Origin of the sequence: Planococcus wigleyi (assembly GCF_014836985.1) — a bacterium.
Taxonomy (GTDB): domain Bacteria; phylum Bacillota; class Bacilli; order Bacillales_A; family Planococcaceae; genus Planococcus; species Planococcus notacanthi.
The window spans coordinates 372517-388116 of the sequence record NZ_JACSPU010000003.1; the positions used below are offsets into that span (position 1 = coordinate 372517).

The 15600-nt window shown below is 44.8% G+C and carries 14 protein-coding genes; 12 read left to right on the plus strand and 2 right to left on the minus strand.

What is annotated here, in order from left to right; translation table 11 throughout:
- Positions 1-261: 261 nt before the first annotated feature.
- Entirely contained in the window at positions 262-1395 is a 1134-nt protein-coding gene (locus H9630_RS10555; RefSeq protein ID WP_225218487.1) for a CAP domain-containing protein, read from the plus strand.
- 77 nt (positions 1396-1472) lie between these two features.
- On the opposite strand, the gene H9630_RS10560 is transcribed toward H9630_RS10555, so the two are convergent.
- Positions 1473-2303 carry an undecaprenyl-diphosphate phosphatase gene (locus tag H9630_RS10560; protein ID WP_191715447.1) on the minus strand — a complete coding sequence of 277 codons (831 nt, stop codon included), beginning with the start codon at positions 2301-2303 and terminating at the stop codon, positions 1473-1475.
- Between the two features lie 146 nt (positions 2304-2449).
- On the opposite strand from H9630_RS10560, the gene H9630_RS10565 reads away from it, so the two are divergent.
- The 6 genes from H9630_RS10565 (at position 2450) to H9630_RS10590 (ending at position 9593) form a co-directional block, all read left to right on the plus strand.
- Positions 2450-3532, plus strand: coding sequence for an AI-2E family transporter (locus H9630_RS10565; protein ID WP_191715448.1), 1083 nt, complete (start codon positions 2450-2452; stop codon positions 3530-3532).
- A gap of 112 nt (positions 3533-3644) precedes the next feature.
- Positions 3645-4088, plus strand: coding sequence for a MarR family winged helix-turn-helix transcriptional regulator (locus H9630_RS10570; RefSeq protein WP_191715449.1), 444 nt, complete (start codon positions 3645-3647; stop codon positions 4086-4088).
- A gap of 3 nt (positions 4089-4091) precedes the next feature.
- Positions 4092-6710 (plus strand): MMPL family transporter, encoded by a 2619-nt coding sequence (locus H9630_RS10575; protein ID WP_191715450.1) that lies wholly within the window; start codon positions 4092-4094, stop codon positions 6708-6710.
- 214 nt (positions 6711-6924) lie between these two features.
- Positions 6925-7377: a hypothetical protein gene (locus H9630_RS10580; RefSeq protein WP_191715451.1), complete on the plus strand. Its 453-nt coding sequence runs from the start codon at positions 6925-6927 to the stop codon at positions 7375-7377.
- Positions 7377-7835 (plus strand): GNAT family N-acetyltransferase, encoded by a 459-nt coding sequence (locus H9630_RS10585; RefSeq protein WP_191715603.1) that lies wholly within the window; start codon positions 7377-7379, stop codon positions 7833-7835. The genes H9630_RS10580 and H9630_RS10585 overlap by 1 nt, the downstream gene beginning before the upstream one ends.
- 108 nt (positions 7836-7943) lie before the next feature.
- Complete coding sequence (locus H9630_RS10590) at positions 7944-9593, plus strand: serine hydrolase (protein WP_191715452.1); 1650 nt, start codon at positions 7944-7946, stop codon at positions 9591-9593.
- Positions 9594-9828: 235 nt separating this feature from the next.
- Here the strand turns inward: H9630_RS10590 and H9630_RS10595 are convergent, their stop codons facing one another.
- Positions 9829-10029, minus strand: coding sequence for a cold-shock protein (locus H9630_RS10595; protein WP_006830093.1), 201 nt, complete (start codon positions 10027-10029; stop codon positions 9829-9831).
- A 236-nt stretch (positions 10030-10265) separates the two neighbouring features.
- Between H9630_RS10595 and H9630_RS10600 the strand changes: the two genes are divergently transcribed.
- The 5 genes from H9630_RS10600 to H9630_RS10620 all read left to right on the plus strand — a co-directional run bounded on the left by H9630_RS10600 (position 10266) and on the right by H9630_RS10620 (position 15520).
- Complete coding sequence (locus H9630_RS10600) at positions 10266-10823, plus strand: P-loop NTPase family protein (RefSeq protein WP_191715453.1); 558 nt, start codon at positions 10266-10268, stop codon at positions 10821-10823.
- Positions 10824-10906: 83 nt separating this feature from the next.
- The gene (locus tag H9630_RS10605; protein ID WP_191715454.1) at positions 10907-11620 is read left to right on the plus strand and encodes a hypothetical protein; all 714 of its coding nucleotides are present in this window, start codon (positions 10907-10909) and stop codon (positions 11618-11620) included.
- 116 nt (positions 11621-11736) lie between these two features.
- The gene (locus tag H9630_RS10610; RefSeq protein ID WP_191715455.1) at positions 11737-12294 is read left to right on the plus strand and encodes a hypothetical protein; all 558 of its coding nucleotides are present in this window, start codon (positions 11737-11739) and stop codon (positions 12292-12294) included.
- 1 nt (position 12295) lies between these two features.
- Positions 12296-13828 carry a flotillin family protein gene (locus H9630_RS10615; RefSeq protein ID WP_191715456.1) on the plus strand — a complete coding sequence of 511 codons (1533 nt, stop codon included), beginning with the start codon at positions 12296-12298 and terminating at the stop codon, positions 13826-13828.
- 192 nt (positions 13829-14020) lie between these two features.
- Positions 14021-15520 (plus strand): UDP-N-acetylmuramoyl-L-alanyl-D-glutamate--2,6-diaminopimelate ligase, encoded by a 1500-nt coding sequence (locus H9630_RS10620; protein WP_191715457.1) that lies wholly within the window; start codon positions 14021-14023, stop codon positions 15518-15520.
- Positions 15521-15600 lie beyond the last annotated feature (80 nt).

A 15600-nucleotide genomic window follows, 5' to 3' on the forward strand; every position in this document is an offset into this window, starting at 1 on the left:
CTTTAGTATAGATGAAAATGGAGCGTGGAAGTCGCGCACTTAGGTTAGCTTCAGCAATCGGCTGCCTCTGCTTTTCTTGTTGTCCAGCTCGAGCGCCCAGATTCTAGGGTCATAAGCCAATCTGGCTATGCGGCAAAGAACGCCGCTTCGCCAGCCTGTCTTATGCCCGTCAAATCTACACGGGCGCTCTCGCTTTTCTTGCACAAAGGCTTTTTGCTTTATGGATGGTGTGTTTGCGATTAAACTGTAGGATAAGAGGTGATGTGTGTGCGGAAGCTGTTTTGGTTGATGATTCTGTTGCTGGCCGTGTTTTTTGCGCGCCCGATTTGGGAGGAACCGGTGGGTGAATATGTCGATTTAAGTTTCTTGGATTCTGTTGATCGGACAATTGAGAACATCACCGAAGATCCGAAAGTTTCTGAAGCTCTTGATGAAGCCGGAAATTTCACTTCGCGCATCGGCGCCCAATTACAGTCTTTGATTGCTTCCAACTCACTTGAATTGCCGGAAGCTGTAGCGAAGCCTGAACTGGTGGAAACGGATTCTTTGATTGCCATTCACAATGTAACGCTCGGCATGGATAAGGAGGAAGCCCAGGGAAAGGTCGGCCTTCCGCTTCGGTTGATGCAGAATGAGTATGGCACTGACTGGCATAGCTATCACCAAAATTATCAAAACTATGTGCTGCTGTCCTATGACCAAGAAGGCAAAGTGAATGGGATGTTCACCAATCAGGATTTGATTTCTTCGACGGAAGGCATTTCGATGGATTCCACAAAAACGGAAGTCCGTTCTTTGCTTGGTGCCCCACTGAAGAGCCTTCAAAAAGGAAATGTTCAATATATACTCGATACACGTGAAGAATACGATGTTTTTAAAACTGATAATACGTATACTACGGTTTTTTATGATATCCACGAAGGCGATACGGTGACAGCGGTGCAGGTGATCCGTGAAGATTTGGAGAAGGCACGCTCTGAGATATACGCTGAGCCGAATGAAGAGTTAAGGGAAGGTTATGAATTCCTGCTTTTCGAGTTAACCAACTCGGCACGGATTCAGCGTGATTTGCCCCTGTTGCAATGGGATGAACAAACAAAGGTGACGGCCCGAAAACACAGTGAGGACATGGCAGAGAACCAATACTTCAGTCACACCAACCTGAAGGGGCAGTCGCCGTTTGACCGGATGAATGAAGATGGAATTGCCTTTTATGTAGCGGGTGAGAATCTGGCATATGGCCAATACAGCAGCATCTTTGCTCATGAAGGACTCATGAATTCCATGGGCCATCGTGAAAATATTGTCAAACCGGAGTTCGGGTATTTAGGCATCGGAACTGCCTTCAATTCAGAGAACCAACCTTACTACACGGCAAATTTCTTTAACCGATAGAAAAACAGGCTGCCAATGGAAATTGGCAGCCTGTTTTTTAGCTTACATACGTACAGTTTTCAGTTTTTCTGCTTTTTTTAATTCAATACAAGCCACGCTAAGACGACAAGCGGACCGACGATAAAGCAGTAAATGGCAAAATACTTCAATTGCCCTTTTGCCATGATGTTCATAAACCATTTTAATGAAAAATAAGAAGCGACCAGAGATCCAAGGAATGCCATGATGTATGGAACGGCCATAGACCCTAGGTTATCGTCACTGATGATATCTGTGATGCTGAGAACAGCACCTCCCAAGCTAATGGGGATAAACAGCAAGAAAGAGAAGCGCAATGCGGTTTCCTGGTTAATGCCCCGTGCCATCGCCGCCACAATCGTAGCGCCGCTTCGGCTGATGCCGGGGATTAGTGCAATTGCTTGTGCGCCGCCGATGATGATGGCGTCTTTCATTGTCAGGTTGCCATCTTTTCGCTGTCCGCGCATATTGCGGATCCACCAAAGGCCAAGACCGGTTACGATCAATGTCAGACCGACTGTCAAGATGGTCGACAAGTTATCATCGATTGCATCCTGAAACAAGAGGCCGATGACCCCGGCAGGAATGGTTGCGACTACAAGATAGACCACAAACATGAAATCCCGTTTTGTTTCGGCATTTTTTACAGTGAAGTATTTCAATCCGTTGACGACAAGGCGTTTGATGTCATCGCGGTAAATGATCAAAACCGCAATAAGGGATGCGCTGTTGACCAGTAAAGCAAAGGTTGAAACGCTTCCTTCAATTTGAACATCCAAAAAGTATTGGGCAATCAACAGATGTCCGCTGGATGAGATGGGAATCGGTTCAGTTAATCCTTGGAAAAGTCCGAGAAGCAAAAATTTGATTGTAAGCCATAATTGATCCATTAAATAAAATCCTCCATTGCTTGTGTACTTATTTTATCTATCAGTGCCGCTTTTTTATCCAATAACTTCAAAACAACATAAAAAATATAATACCATATTTTCGTGGTAAACTGGGTATACTATTGAAAAGAAAGGAAGTGACGTGTTTGACGAACAAGCTTTGGTTTCAAGTGGGAGTAGGAATAATCCTAGCTTTAGTCATTATTCGTTTATTTATTGAAGTACAAGGGATTTTCGATCCTTTATTTATTATTGCAGGGACAATATTTGTTCCATTGCTGTTAGGAGGTGTCTTATTCTACTTGACGAGACCGGTCCTGAATTTCTTAATGAAGAAGAAATTCCCGAAATGGGCAGGGGTTTTGACCGTCCTTCTAGCAATTGTCTTAGTATTCTACTTGTTCTACATCATGATTGGCCCGATTGTCACTGGCCAAATCAATACATTGGTGGACAATGCACCTGAAATAATTGACAGTGTGGAAGAATATGGCCAATACATATTCGATCAGCGTGACCGTCTTCCGGGTTCAATTGAAGAGCAGTTGAATGACATGACTGGCCAAATCGGTGACCGGATCGGGGATGTTGGCGGATGGGTACTTTCCTTCATTGGCAGCTTTATATCCGGTGTGGTTACATTGGTGTTGGTTCCGTTTTTCCTGGTTTACCTTTTGGTTGACCATAAGAAATTCGTTCCATTTGTTTCCGGTTTCTTTTCAGGAGAACGAAAAAAATGGATTCGGAAAACATTGCATGACATCGACGAAACCCTTCAGGCGTATATCCAGGGGCAACTATTCGTCAGTTTCCTTGTGGGGATCATGCTGCTGATCGGTTATTTGATCATTGACCTGGATTACGCTTTATTATTGGCTTTAATTGGTATGGCGACTAACGTTATCCCGTTCTTGGGGCCCTATATTGCGGTAATTCCGGCCATCATCATTGCACTTGTACAAGACCCGATCATGGCGGTCTACGTCGCTATCATCATGCTGGTTGCACAGCAGATTGAAAGTAATTTCATCACCCCTAACGTCATGGGCAAGTCACTCGACGTCCACCCATTGACAGTCATTACCTTGATCTTGGCAGCAGGAAACATCGCTGGATTATGGGGAATCATTTTGGCGGTACCTGTATATGCTGTTATCAAGACGATTGCCAAGAACATCTATGCGAGACGCAGTGAAATTCGTGACACCGCTACACGCGAAATTGAATAAAAGAGAACCTGTGAATTCTATTCACAGGTTTTTTCTTTGGAAAAAACATCCTGCTTGACCTTGAAAGGTTTACCCCCTAAACTATAAATATTGGTTGAGGGGGTAAACTACTTTGGATGGACGAATAAAAGAAGCGGTGGATCTTTTTCAAGAAGTGATGATGTATGGAACCGAGCGGGTCATCAAATCGGTCGACCATCCTTTATGGAACGAATATTCACCTGAGCAGATTCAAATGCTGAAGTTGATCAGCAAGGAAAAGCGCGTTACTTCAGCGAGGTTAGCCGTACTGCAAGCCGTACATAAAAGTGCGATTTCCAGCCGTATCAAGAAATTGCTGCAAAAAGAAGTGATCCAAGTTGTCCAGACTGAGGACCGTCGGGAAAAAATGCTGGAGCTCACGGATAAAGGGCAGGCAATTTTGATGGAACTGGAGAAAGTGTTGACGGATTACATTGAGAAATTGATATCCGAAAATATCGCGGACGAAGAAATAGATCAATTTCTAACGATTTTCCGGAAGCTGAAAACAATTATAAAAATGGATGGAGTGTAATACATGAAGAGTGTATTGAAATTTAAATGGCCGATTGCAATCGGTTTGATTGTGTTGACGGTCGTCTTATTCCTGCTGGCGCCCAATTTAACGGAGCAGGCGGAACAAGCCGGGTCATTCCAGTTATCGGATGAAGCGTCTTCGCAAATTGCTTCAAGAATTTTGACGGATGCGGATGCTGCAGATCAAACCATCTCGCTTGTCATGCCTTTGGAAAGTGAACTAACAGATTCGATGCGGGAAACGCTCGAGCAGATGGTTGCGGACATAGAAGCATTGGGAGATCCTGTAACCAGTGTATTGAATCCCGTAGAAAGCGAAGAATTGGAAGAGCAACTGATTTCGGAGGACCGCCAAACGGTATTGATGCCGGTTACGGTTGACGGTACGGACGAAGAAGTGAATGCCGTGGCTGACACAATCAGGGAAACGATTATTCCTGAAGACATGACAGCCTATCTGACTGGAGAAGCCATCATCAACAACGACGTCAACATCAGTGCTCAGGAAGGCTTGAAGCGTACGGAAATCATAACAGTCGTTTTGATTTTCGGGTTATTGCTGGCAGTGTTCCGCTCAATCGTAACGCCGTTCATTCCACTTGTGGCAGTCGGGATTTCGTATTTATTGAGCCAATCAATCGTAGCGTTTTTCATCGATTGGTTCGGATTCCCAGTGTCAAACTATACACAGATATTCTTGGTGGCGATTCTGTTCGGGATTGGAACAGACTATTGTATCCTGTTGTTGAGCCGTTATAAAGAAGAATTATCGGCTGGACATGGTGTCGAGCAATCGATCATCAATACGTATAAAACTGCAGGGCGAACTTTGCTGATCAGTGGTATAGCCGTGTTTATCGGATTCTTTGCCATCGGCTTTGCTGAATTCCCGATTTTCAAATCAGCAGTGGCTGTAGCGGTCGGTATCTTTGTCTTATTGCTGGTCCTTTACACGATTGTGCCGTTCTTTATGTCTCTTTTGAAGGAAAAATTATTCTGGCCTTCGAAGAAAACAGCGTCCCACAGCGACAGCAAATTGTGGATCAACATGAGCAAGCTGTCGATCAATCGTCCATTGTTGTCGATGCTGGTAGTGGCAGTGATTACTGTGCCGTTGTTGTTTACGTATGACAATGACTTATCTTTTAATACGGTAGATGAAATCGGTTCGGAATACGAATCGGTGAAAGGCCTTCGCGCAATTGAAGAAGGTTTTGGAAAAGGAGATTCTCTGCCGGTTCAAGTAATCGTCAAATCAGATGATGCCTTGACGGATCGGTCGACTGTCCCTTATTTCGAAATGTTAAGTAAAGAAATTGAAAAAATTGATGGCGTTGAAACGGTTCGATCGATTACACGTCCGACAGGCGACGTAATTGATGAACTGTACGTGGATGAACAACTTGGCCTTATGGCAGATGGCTTGGGCGAGGCACGTGATGGACTGGGCGAAGTGCAAGCGGGGCTTACAGAAGTCCAGACCAACCTAAGTGCTATTGCTGATCAAGCAGGCAATGCAGGGGGGTTGAATGAAGCCGCTGCAGGGCTTGGCCAGATCAACCAACAAATAGGCCAAGTTTCACAAGGCTTGCAAGTAACTGGCAACATCCCTCAAACGGTTGGTGCATTAACACAAATCAGCGGCGGGTTGTCGGAAATTCAACAAGGCCTGGCTGGAGCAGCTGGCCAAACAGCAGAGCTTAGTGCCGGCTTAACTCAGCTGGCAGAAGGCGTAGGCGCATCGAACGACGGCCTTGCTGAAATACAAAACGGCTTAACAGAAGTTGTTGAAATGATGCAGGAAATGAGCGACAGTGAAGCTGTGCGTGACACCGGTTTATTCATTCCGGAAGGAACGCTGGAAAGCGAGGACTTTGAACAAGTTCTCGATCGTTATTCATTTGCGGACGGCACCGGAATGATGATGGAAGTGATTTTATCAGAGGATCCTTATTCTCATGAAGCGATCGGCATCACTTCTGAAATCAAAGAAACGGTTGAACGCACTGCAGCAGGAACGCCGCTTGAAGAAGCGGAAATTGCCTTCAGTGGAATTTCCAGCATCAACAGTGACTTAGAAGAAGTATCCTCCAATGACTTTACCAATACGGTGGTCATCATGCTGATCAGCTTGTTCGTTGTCCTGGCAATTCTTTTCCGTTCATTGATTATGCCATTGTATATGATCGGATCGCTTTTGCTGACGTATTATACTTCGATTTCCATTGCGGAATTGATCTTTGTAAATGGTCTTGGTTATGATGGCATCAGCTGGGCAGTGCCGTTCTTCGGCTTTGTTATGCTGGTGGCGTTGGGAGTCGATTATTCGATCTTCCTGCTTGACCGGTTCCGCGAAGAATCATTTAACGGAATCACAGTCCGCGATGCGATGCGTACATCGATGGCGAAGATGGGAACTGTCATCATTACGGCAGCGATTATTCTGGCGGGTACATTCGGTGCCATGATGCCATCTGGTGTCTTAAGCCTCGTACAGATTGCGACGATCGTTATAACAGGGCTGCTGTTGTACGGACTGATTGTGCTGCCGCTATTGATACCGGCGATTTCAGTATCCTTTGACCGGGGTGTCTGGTGGCCGTTCGGCAAGAAAAAATAATAGGACTATAGTTGATAAGAGCTGCGTTCGCGCAGCTTTTTTCTATGGATGTGGGATTGCGCCGGTCGTGGTATACTAAATGGTAATTGAAAATGCGAAACGGGTGTAACCATATATTTCTGCGAGTTTCAGTATATAGCTGACAGATTTATGTCTTGGATCTTAACTAAGGTTTTTGATGAAATAAATGAAACTACGAAACGAGGTAATGAGATTGTTAACATTTGAGCAAAAACTGGAAATCATTGAATCTTTTCCGGAATTGACGAGAAAAGACGTATCGATGAAACGCGTGAACTTCCATTATGAAGAGAGTTTGTACGACAAGAAAATCGTCGTCTATCATTTGCATCCAACGGGCAATGGTTTTGTCTATGTAGGCAACTTGCCGCAGTATGAAGTGGATAAAAAAGGCTTCGTCAATATCCGTGATTTTTCCGAAAAAGAATTGCGCAGCGTTTTAGCCGATTCGTTGGATTATTTATCTTTAGAACCGGAACCGCCGTATGACAAGACGTGGGTCAGCCGCGATAACGTGAAATTGGATTTGGTCTACGAAGAACCGTTCTGGAATGTCTATACAGGGAAAAACCTCGAAGAAAGCTTCGGAACGTTTGATGATGCTGAAAATTACTTGCTTGATCAGGGCTTTAAAGAAAAGAAATGATGAAATTTCGTCAGCTGCAAGTTCCTGAACCGTTGCCGATGGATCTATTATTGGAAGCGGACCCTTCAGAACAATTGGTGCGTGCTTATTGTGCATCCGGCTGGTGCGTGGTTGCTGAAGAAAAAAGTGAGATAGTGGGCGTATACGTCTTGTTTCCTTTGTCAGAGACTACAGTGGAAATTAAGAATATAGCGGTTGCGGAAAGCGTGCGAGGCCAGGGCTATGGGCGGCAGCTTCTTCAGCATGCTTTGGCAGAATCGGCACGGCGAGGTTTTGAGTTCGTGGAAATTGGTACCGGCAATTCAAGTCTGGGCCAGCTGGCTCTTTATCAGAAATGCGGTTTTCGCCTCCATGCAATCGATCCTGACTTTTTCAGGAGAAATTATCGGGAACCGATTTTTGAAAACGGCATTGAATGCCGTGACATGGTCAGGCTTCGGTATGCCATCAGTAAGTAACGGTTATAGGACGCCAACAAAAAAAGAGGAGCTCTGCTCTTCTTTTTTTGTGGTTAAAAGAGGTAATAAATCCGATTTTTCGGTATGCTAAAGGCAAGGAGTGAGGACATGTTTAAAAAGGTGACCTTGTACACAAACCAGTTAGAAGACATGAAGGGTTTCTATGAATATCAATTAGGTTTTCGGATTGTGGAAGAAGATGAAACCAGTTTTACCCTGTCAATTGGAGAATCTCAATTGGTTTTCCGTGAATCTGAACGAGCGGCTGTCTATCACTTTGCCCTGAATATTCCGGGCAATCAGTTTACACTCGCTAAATGGTGGGCCGGTGAGCGTGTAACTTTAAATCGCCAGGAAGGCATGGATGAAGTTTTTTATGCCAATTTCGATGCCGATGCGTTTTATTTTCAAGATCCTGCAGGGAATGTCGTGGAGTTTATCGCACGCCGCAGCGTCGACCGTATGGGCAATTTCACTGTCGATTCACTGCTCGATATCAGTGAAGTGAGCATCACCACACCGGATGTCGAGGAAGTCGGTGAAGCAATCGAAAGTATGGATATTCCGGTCCGCGGCAATAAAGGGATCGACCCGAAATCGTTGAACTTTCTTGGCAGTGGACATACGTATATCATCTTAGTGGCACCTAAACGTACGTGGTATTTTTCAAAGCAGAAAAGCGAAACACATCCGCTTTCGATAGAGTTATCCGATGGACGCCAGATTGATATTACGGAAGAAGGGCGATTTGGGCAGCAGAAGCCGGTCAATCCGATTATGGATAAGATGGATGAAATCGATTTCTCGGGTGTCGCCTACCTCCAAAAAGGAGAGACTTGGACAGCTGCAAGAGGATTTGCTAATCGTGCAGACGAAAGGCCGAATGCCATAGACACTCGCTTTGGCATTGCGTCAGGCAGTAAGCTTTTCACCGCTGTTGCGGTATGCCAATTGGTGGAGGAAGGGAAACTGAATTTCAGTGACCGGTTGTCCGAGCTGCTGCCGCAAACGTTTCCGAATTTTAACGTCACGATCCATCAATTATTGACGCATACATCCGGCATACCGGATTATTTTGATGAACAGGTCATGGATGATTTCGAAGATCTATGGAAACAGCAGCCTATGTATTTAATGCAGATGGCTTCCGATTTTATTCCCTTGTTCAAGGATCAGCCGATGATGTTCCAGCCTGGCGAGCGGTTCCATTACAACAATGCCGGGTTTATCGCACTTGGGCTCATTGTGGAGCAATTAACGGGAAGTGAGTTTACCGATGTGGTGCAGGAACGGATTTTTGGTCCTGCCAACATGCTGAATTCAGGCTATTTCCGTCTGGACCGTCTGCCAGGCCAAACGGCTTTCGGCTATATCGAAGAGGAAGGTGCATGGCGGAGTAATCATTACGCTATTCCAATCCGTGGAGGAGCTGACGGAGGCGCTTATGTCACAGCAGGTGATATGGCGAATTTCTGGTATGCGTTAATGGAAGGCCATTTAGTGGGGAAAGATATGGTGAAGGCGATGCTCGAGATCCGCGCTTCGGGAGAAGACGGCGATTACGGCTATGGCATGTGGATTCAAAGGAAAGCAGAAGGCGTTCTAAAATATCATGTGATGGGCTATGACCCAGGGGCCAGTTTCCATTCGGCATATTATCCGGCAGACGGCAGCATCCTGACGGTTTTATCAAATAAAAGCGCGGGAGCCTATGATATTGTGGAAACTATACAAGAGTTGAGAATTGAAAAGGAGTGAAAGTATGACCGGAAAGAAATTGGCGTTGGCGATCGTTTTCGGGACGCTGGCAACATGTATTTTGATTTTTGGTGTTTTCCAACTTTATTTTTGGTTGAATTAAGGGGAATGGAAAGCGGTAGTTGCTGTTTTGCGCAACTGCCGTTTTTTAATGGAGAAAGAATGAAGGGAACGGCATTGTAAAAAACGCAAAAAAATAAGCTCTTCCGAAGAAGAGCTCATTGATAAGTTGAAATTAAGCTTTTTGAACGTTAGTAGCTTGAAGACCGCGTTGGCCTTGCTCGATATCAAACGTTACTTCTTGACCTTCGTCAAGTGATTTAAAGCCTTCGCTTTGGATTGCAGAGAAATGTACGAATACATCGTCGCCGCCTTCGCGTTCGATGAAGCCGAATCCTTTTTCTGAGTTAAACCATTTCACTTTACCTTGTTCCATGTGTGTTTCCTCCTCGTATGCGTAAGCATACATTGTATTACTATCCTTGCTCAAATCTTGCAGATGGACATCTGACACTTTGTAAAAAGTTATCCGAACAAAAATAATTCTTCCTTAGAATAACATGGGTATACAGATATTGCAAGTGATTAACGAATATTCTTTTTGATACGGATAAATTCCATGTTGGATTATAATGAAAAAACCAAAAGAAACAGAAGCAGGAGGGGACGGTTTTGGAGAAAATTATGGTGCTTGGGGTATCGGCGGGTGTTGGCAAATCAAGCTTTGCGAGGAAGTTATCGGAAAAAAAGAACATTCCGGTCCATCATTTGGATTCTTACTTTTGGAAGGCGGGATGGATTGAAAGCAGTGAAAAAGAATTTAGTGAAAAACAGCAGCAGTTGGTGAAAGAGGACCGTTGGATCATCGAAGGGAACTACACCGGCACTTATGAAATACGAAGTGAAAAGGCGGACACCCTCATCTATTTAGAATTGCCTTTAGCCGTTTGCCTGTATCGGGTGGTCAAACGCCGAATTGCCAATCAAGGGAAAACCCGCCCTGATATGGCGCTTGGCTGTCCGGAAAAGCTGGATAAAGAGTTTTTGACGTTCATCATTTCTACATACAGTGCCCGCAAAGTCAAAATGAGAAAACGGATGGTGCAATTTATAGAAGAAAGTCCTCATCATAAAGTTGTTTTTCTCCGGAATCAGAAACAAATCAATGGCTATCTGGAGAAAATGGCGGAGATGCCTGCCTCTCTTTACAAGGACAATGGTTTCAATTAATAAGGTAATTGAAAAAACTTAAAGACGTTCATAGTGGGAAGTGGTATTCTGAAGTTACATAACGATACGGAGGAGAATGGCTGATGAAGTTGCTGCATGAAGGCACAATTACGAACCAAGTGCTTCATAAAAAACTTCCTTTTTCTATGGAGCGGCTGTATTTGGAAGATTTGCCTGTAATAGAACAAGTTCAACAAAAAGTGATTGAATCGCTTCCTGAAAAAGCTACACTTCAAGCTTTAAGTACTGAAGAATTCCTGTTCATCCTAAATGAACGGGGACTGTTGGTAGGAGCTTTCGTCGAAGAAGAGCTGATCGGCTTTAGGGCTTTGCTGATTCCTGAAATCGATGAAGAACACCTGGGCTGGGATATCGGCCTCCCCCCGGAAGAATTGCACAAAGTGATTTACCAGGAAATATCAGTGGTTCTGCCGGCGTATCGAGGAAATCGCCTCCAGCAGAAATTAGCGGAAGTGATAATGAAGGAACTGCCGAACCTTGAAGAAGAATTCCGTTATGTATGCTGTACGGTGGCACCAATGAATATCCCAAGCCTGAAAGATAAGTTTACGCAAGCTATGCACATTGCTGCCTTGAAAGAGAAGTATGCCGGATTAAAACGCTACATTCTGGTCAAGGACCTCAAGGTGCCGGACGTCCATTACACTGACCATATGACAGTGAAAATGGATCATCTGGAAAAACAGCAGGAATTGCTTAATGAAGGCTACGTAGGCATCGGTTTTCAGCTCGTACATGGTTTTCATGAACTTCAATTCGCTAAACCCGTTCTGTAAAAGAACGGGTTTTTTATATTTCAGACCAAATTCAAAAGAATTCTGAAACTTCTTCCTATTATATTCGTATTAATAAGTAAGATGGTAATACGTTTACTGGAATGGGAGGTTTTGGAATGTTGATTTTTGGCTTGTCCATGGAGCAGCTGTATATGTATATCCTGTTGGGAGCCGGCGCATTGACTGTATTGTATGTCTTTTTCGGAGACGTTGCAGACTTGGGAGACGCCCTGCCGGTGTTCAACCCGACAGTGATTCTGGCTTTTATCACATTTACTGCTGCGATTGGTTTTTTACTGGAGACGGCTACAACGTTTAACGAATGGGCAGTGTTGGGCATGGCGGCTATGGCTGCAGTAGTGTTGGACTTATTGCTTTATCTATTTATTTTATTGCCCTTGTCTTCCGCTGAATCTTCAATTGCCTATTCAGATGAGTCGCTTCTTGGACAAGTGGCCAATGTCATCATCCCTATCCCTGTCGATGGCTATGGAGAAGTGGTTTTGGAGACGTATGCAGGAATGATTTCAAAGCGTGCGGCGGGCTATGACAATGAAGCCATTGGCCAAGATCAAAAGGTGTTGATCATCGAAGTGAATGAAGGCACGTTGTATGTCCAGGCTTATGAGCCGTTGGACTTTACGAAAGAAATGAAAATGACAAGGGGGACTTAGGATGGAAATGGGCTGGATCGCATTAGGAATTGCTGCATTTATTATATTGGCGATTGTCGGAGTTTATATCACCAAATACAAGACGGTTGGACCGGATGAGGCATTGATCGTAACCGGAAGTTATTTGGGATCGAAGAATGTTCATACAGATGATTCAGGAAACCGCATTAAAATTATACGAGGCGGAGGGACCTTCTTGCTTCCGGTGTTCCAGCAGGCGGCTCCTTTGAGCTTATTGTCGAGCAAACTGGAAGTGACGACACCCGAAGTGTATACCGAGCAAGGTGTGCCGGTTATGGCAGATGGAACAGCAATCATCAAAATCGGCGGATCCATATCAGAAATTGCCACGGCTGCCGAGCAATTTTTAGGGAAATCAAAAGAAGACCGGGAAAACGAAGCGAAAGAAGTACTTGAAGGCCATCTTCGTTCGATACTGGGTTCCATGACAGTTGAAGAGATTTACAAGAACCGCGATAAGTTTTCACAAGAAGTGCAGCGTGTCGCTTCACACGATTTGGCGAAAATGGGATTGATCATCGTTTCGTTCACCATCAAAGATGTTCGTGATAAAAACGGGTATTTGGATTCGTTGGGTAAAGCACGAATCGCTCAAGTGAAAAGAGATGCCGATATTTCAACCGCGGAATCCGAAATGCAGACGCGCATCAAGCGGGCTGAAGCTGGAAAAGATGCGCAACGTGCTGAAATTGAACGCGCGACGGAAATTGCTGAAGCGGAAAAAGAGAACTTGTTGAAGGTTGCTGAATACCGACGCGAGCAGGATAGTGCGAAAGCCCGGGCCGATCAGGCTTATGAACTTGAAACTGCAAAAGCCAAGCAGGAAGTTATTGAGCAGGAGATGCAAATTCAAATCATTGAGCGCCAGAAGCAAATCGAATTGGAAGAAAAAGAAATTCAGCGCCGAGAACGCCAATACGATTCTGAAGTGAAGAAAAAAGCGGATGCGGACCGTTATTCGGTTGAACAGGCAGCTGAAGCAGAGAAATCGAAACAGTTGGCGGATGCGGATGCGCAGAAATACCGTGTTGAAGCGATGGCGAAAGCCGATGCAGAAAAAATTCGTTTGGATGGCCAGGCGCGTGCGGACTCACAGCGTGCACAAGGGGAGTCCGAAGCGGACATTATCCGGCTGCGTGGTTTGGCAGAAGCGGAAGCGAAACGGAAAATTGCTGAAGCATTTGAAATGTATGGCCAGGCAGCCACACTTGATATGATCGTCAAAATGCTGCCGGAATATGCAAGAGAAATCGCCAGTCCGCTTGCCAACATCGACAAGATCACCGTTGTGGATACAGGAAGTGGCGAAGGCGGAGGCGCCAATAAAGTCACTTCGTATGCAACCAATCTGATGTCGACTTTGCAAGAGACGTTGAAAGAGTCATCAGGCATCGACGTGCGGGAAATGCTGGAGAACTTAACTGGGAAAACGGATTATGCACAGACTATTGAGCAATTGCGGTATGAGTTGGCTGAAAAGGAACAACCGGCAAAAGAACTTGAAGTAAAGTAAGGAAAAAGAAGCTTCCATTCAGAGAACATTTGAATGGAAGCTTCTTTTTATATTGCTGAAAAAATGGAAAATAACTTATTTTCAGAGAAAACAGCTTGAATATTTGCTGTGTCTTATGTAAATGATAGAATAATGATACATATTCCTGTGAAACTATAGGTATTTGACATACTTTACGTAAGGAGCTTTTTTATGGAGATACCATTTGCCAGCATCCCATCTTTTCAACTAATTGCCCAGTATGGTCCTGAAAAGCCGGAAATCAGCTCCATTGCCTATAATTCGAGGCAAGTAGTCAAAGGCTGTGCTTTCTTTTGTGTGCCCGGAGAAAATACCGATGGGCACTTGTATATCGATGAAGCCATTTCAAACGGAGCCTCAACGATTATTGGTTCCAATTCTGTACTGCTTGCTGATTATGCTGAAAAGCATCCTGATCTTTCTTTTGCAGCAGTTGAAAATGTCCGTTTAGCACTCGCTTATTTATCCGATTTCTTTTATCAGTCCCCTCAAACAAATTTGCTGAAGATAGGCGTCACAGGAACGAACGGAAAAACAACGACAGCCACGTATGTCTATAATCTGTTCAACCTTCTTGGGGTCTCTTGTGGATTTATTGGAACAACCGGAATTTTAGGGGCAGCAGGAAAGATTCCGTTCCAGAAGAGTACACCTACCACCCCGATCTCATCCGACATCCATCAGATTTTCAGCAGATTTGTAACGGAGGATATCCGCGCAGTTGCTATGGAAGTCTCTTCTATTGCGCTGGATCAAAAACGGGTGGAAGGCATCCGTTTTGATGTGGCCATCCATACCAATATTTCGGAAGAGCATCTGGAATACCATAAAACCTTTGAGCATTATCTTCAATCGAAACTTTTATTATTTAAGCAGTCCAATGCCGCTGTAGTGAATATTGACGATGAAGGAATGGCCAAAGAAATTTTGTCGGTTATCGATTATCCGCATCTGACTTACAGCAACCAGCTGGATTCCAGAGCTGATTTGATATGGACAGCCTGCAAGTCCTCGGATGCCGGTTTGGATTTTGAGCTTCGCTATCAGGGCGAGAAACGGGTGATCCATGTTCCACTGTATGGTGAATACAATGCGGCCAATCTGACAGCAGCTGTCGGAGCGGCACTGTTATCGGGAGTCGTGCTTGAAGACATCCTGGCAGTTCTGCCCAAAATGTCTCAAGTCGAGGGCCGTTTTCAAATGATCCATGGCCCTGGCAACCGGAAGATCGTCTTGGATTATGCCCATACGCCGGTAGCATTGGCCGCGGTTCTTCAAGAAGTAAAAAAACTGTCGCATAATCGGTTGATTGCGCTAATAGCAGGCATCGGCATACGGGACTTTTCGAAAATGCCCAAGATGGCCAAAGCTGCTGAAGGAAAAGCCGATGTCCTTGTGGTAACGGTCGACCATCCGGGGCATAATGAACCTGCTCTTGTGATTGATGCCGTACTGGAAGGCTTCACCATTCCATATAAACAACAAGTGCTGACAGCCAATTCACGGCGGGAAGCGGTTCTGGCAGCTTTAAAGGAAAGTGGACCGGATGATCTTATTTTGCTGTCGAGCGGCTCGATCAATGGCGCGCAGATTGTCAGAGGAGAATACATTCCGCATTCGGATGAAGCGATTATAGAAGAATTTTTCAGCAGCAAAAACAGTGAATTTTAACTGCAAAGGTCGCTTTTTGGCGGCTGAATGTGGTTATATAGAAGAGAAGGATACATAGACATCAGAATTGGAGTGAATGG

Excerpts from the sequence above, each read along its gene's own strand:
- H9630_RS10615 (WP_191715456.1), top strand. The coding sequence starts at position 12,296 with ATGGAAATGGGCTGGATCGCATTAGGAATTGCTGCATTTATTATATTG.
- H9630_RS10620 (WP_191715457.1), top strand. The coding sequence starts at position 14,021 with ATGGAGATACCATTTGCCAGCATCCCATCTTTTCAACTAATTGCCCAG.
- H9630_RS10595 (WP_006830093.1), bottom strand. The coding sequence starts at position 10,029 with ATGGAACAAGGTAAAGTGAAATGGTTTAACTCAGAAAAAGGATTCGGC.
- H9630_RS10560 (WP_191715447.1), bottom strand. The coding sequence starts at position 2,303 with ATGGATCAATTATGGCTTACAATCAAATTTTTGCTTCTCGGACTTTTC.
- H9630_RS10555 (WP_225218487.1), top strand. The coding sequence starts at position 262 with ATGTGTGTGCGGAAGCTGTTTTGGTTGATGATTCTGTTGCTGGCCGTG.
- H9630_RS10585 (WP_191715603.1), top strand. The coding sequence starts at position 7,377 with ATGAAATTTCGTCAGCTGCAAGTTCCTGAACCGTTGCCGATGGATCTA.
- H9630_RS10575 (WP_191715450.1), top strand. The coding sequence starts at position 4,092 with ATGAAGAGTGTATTGAAATTTAAATGGCCGATTGCAATCGGTTTGATT.
- H9630_RS10610 (WP_191715455.1), top strand. The coding sequence starts at position 11,737 with ATGTTGATTTTTGGCTTGTCCATGGAGCAGCTGTATATGTATATCCTG.
- H9630_RS10605 (WP_191715454.1), top strand. The coding sequence starts at position 10,907 with ATGAAGTTGCTGCATGAAGGCACAATTACGAACCAAGTGCTTCATAAA.
- H9630_RS10590 (WP_191715452.1), top strand. The coding sequence starts at position 7,944 with ATGTTTAAAAAGGTGACCTTGTACACAAACCAGTTAGAAGACATGAAG.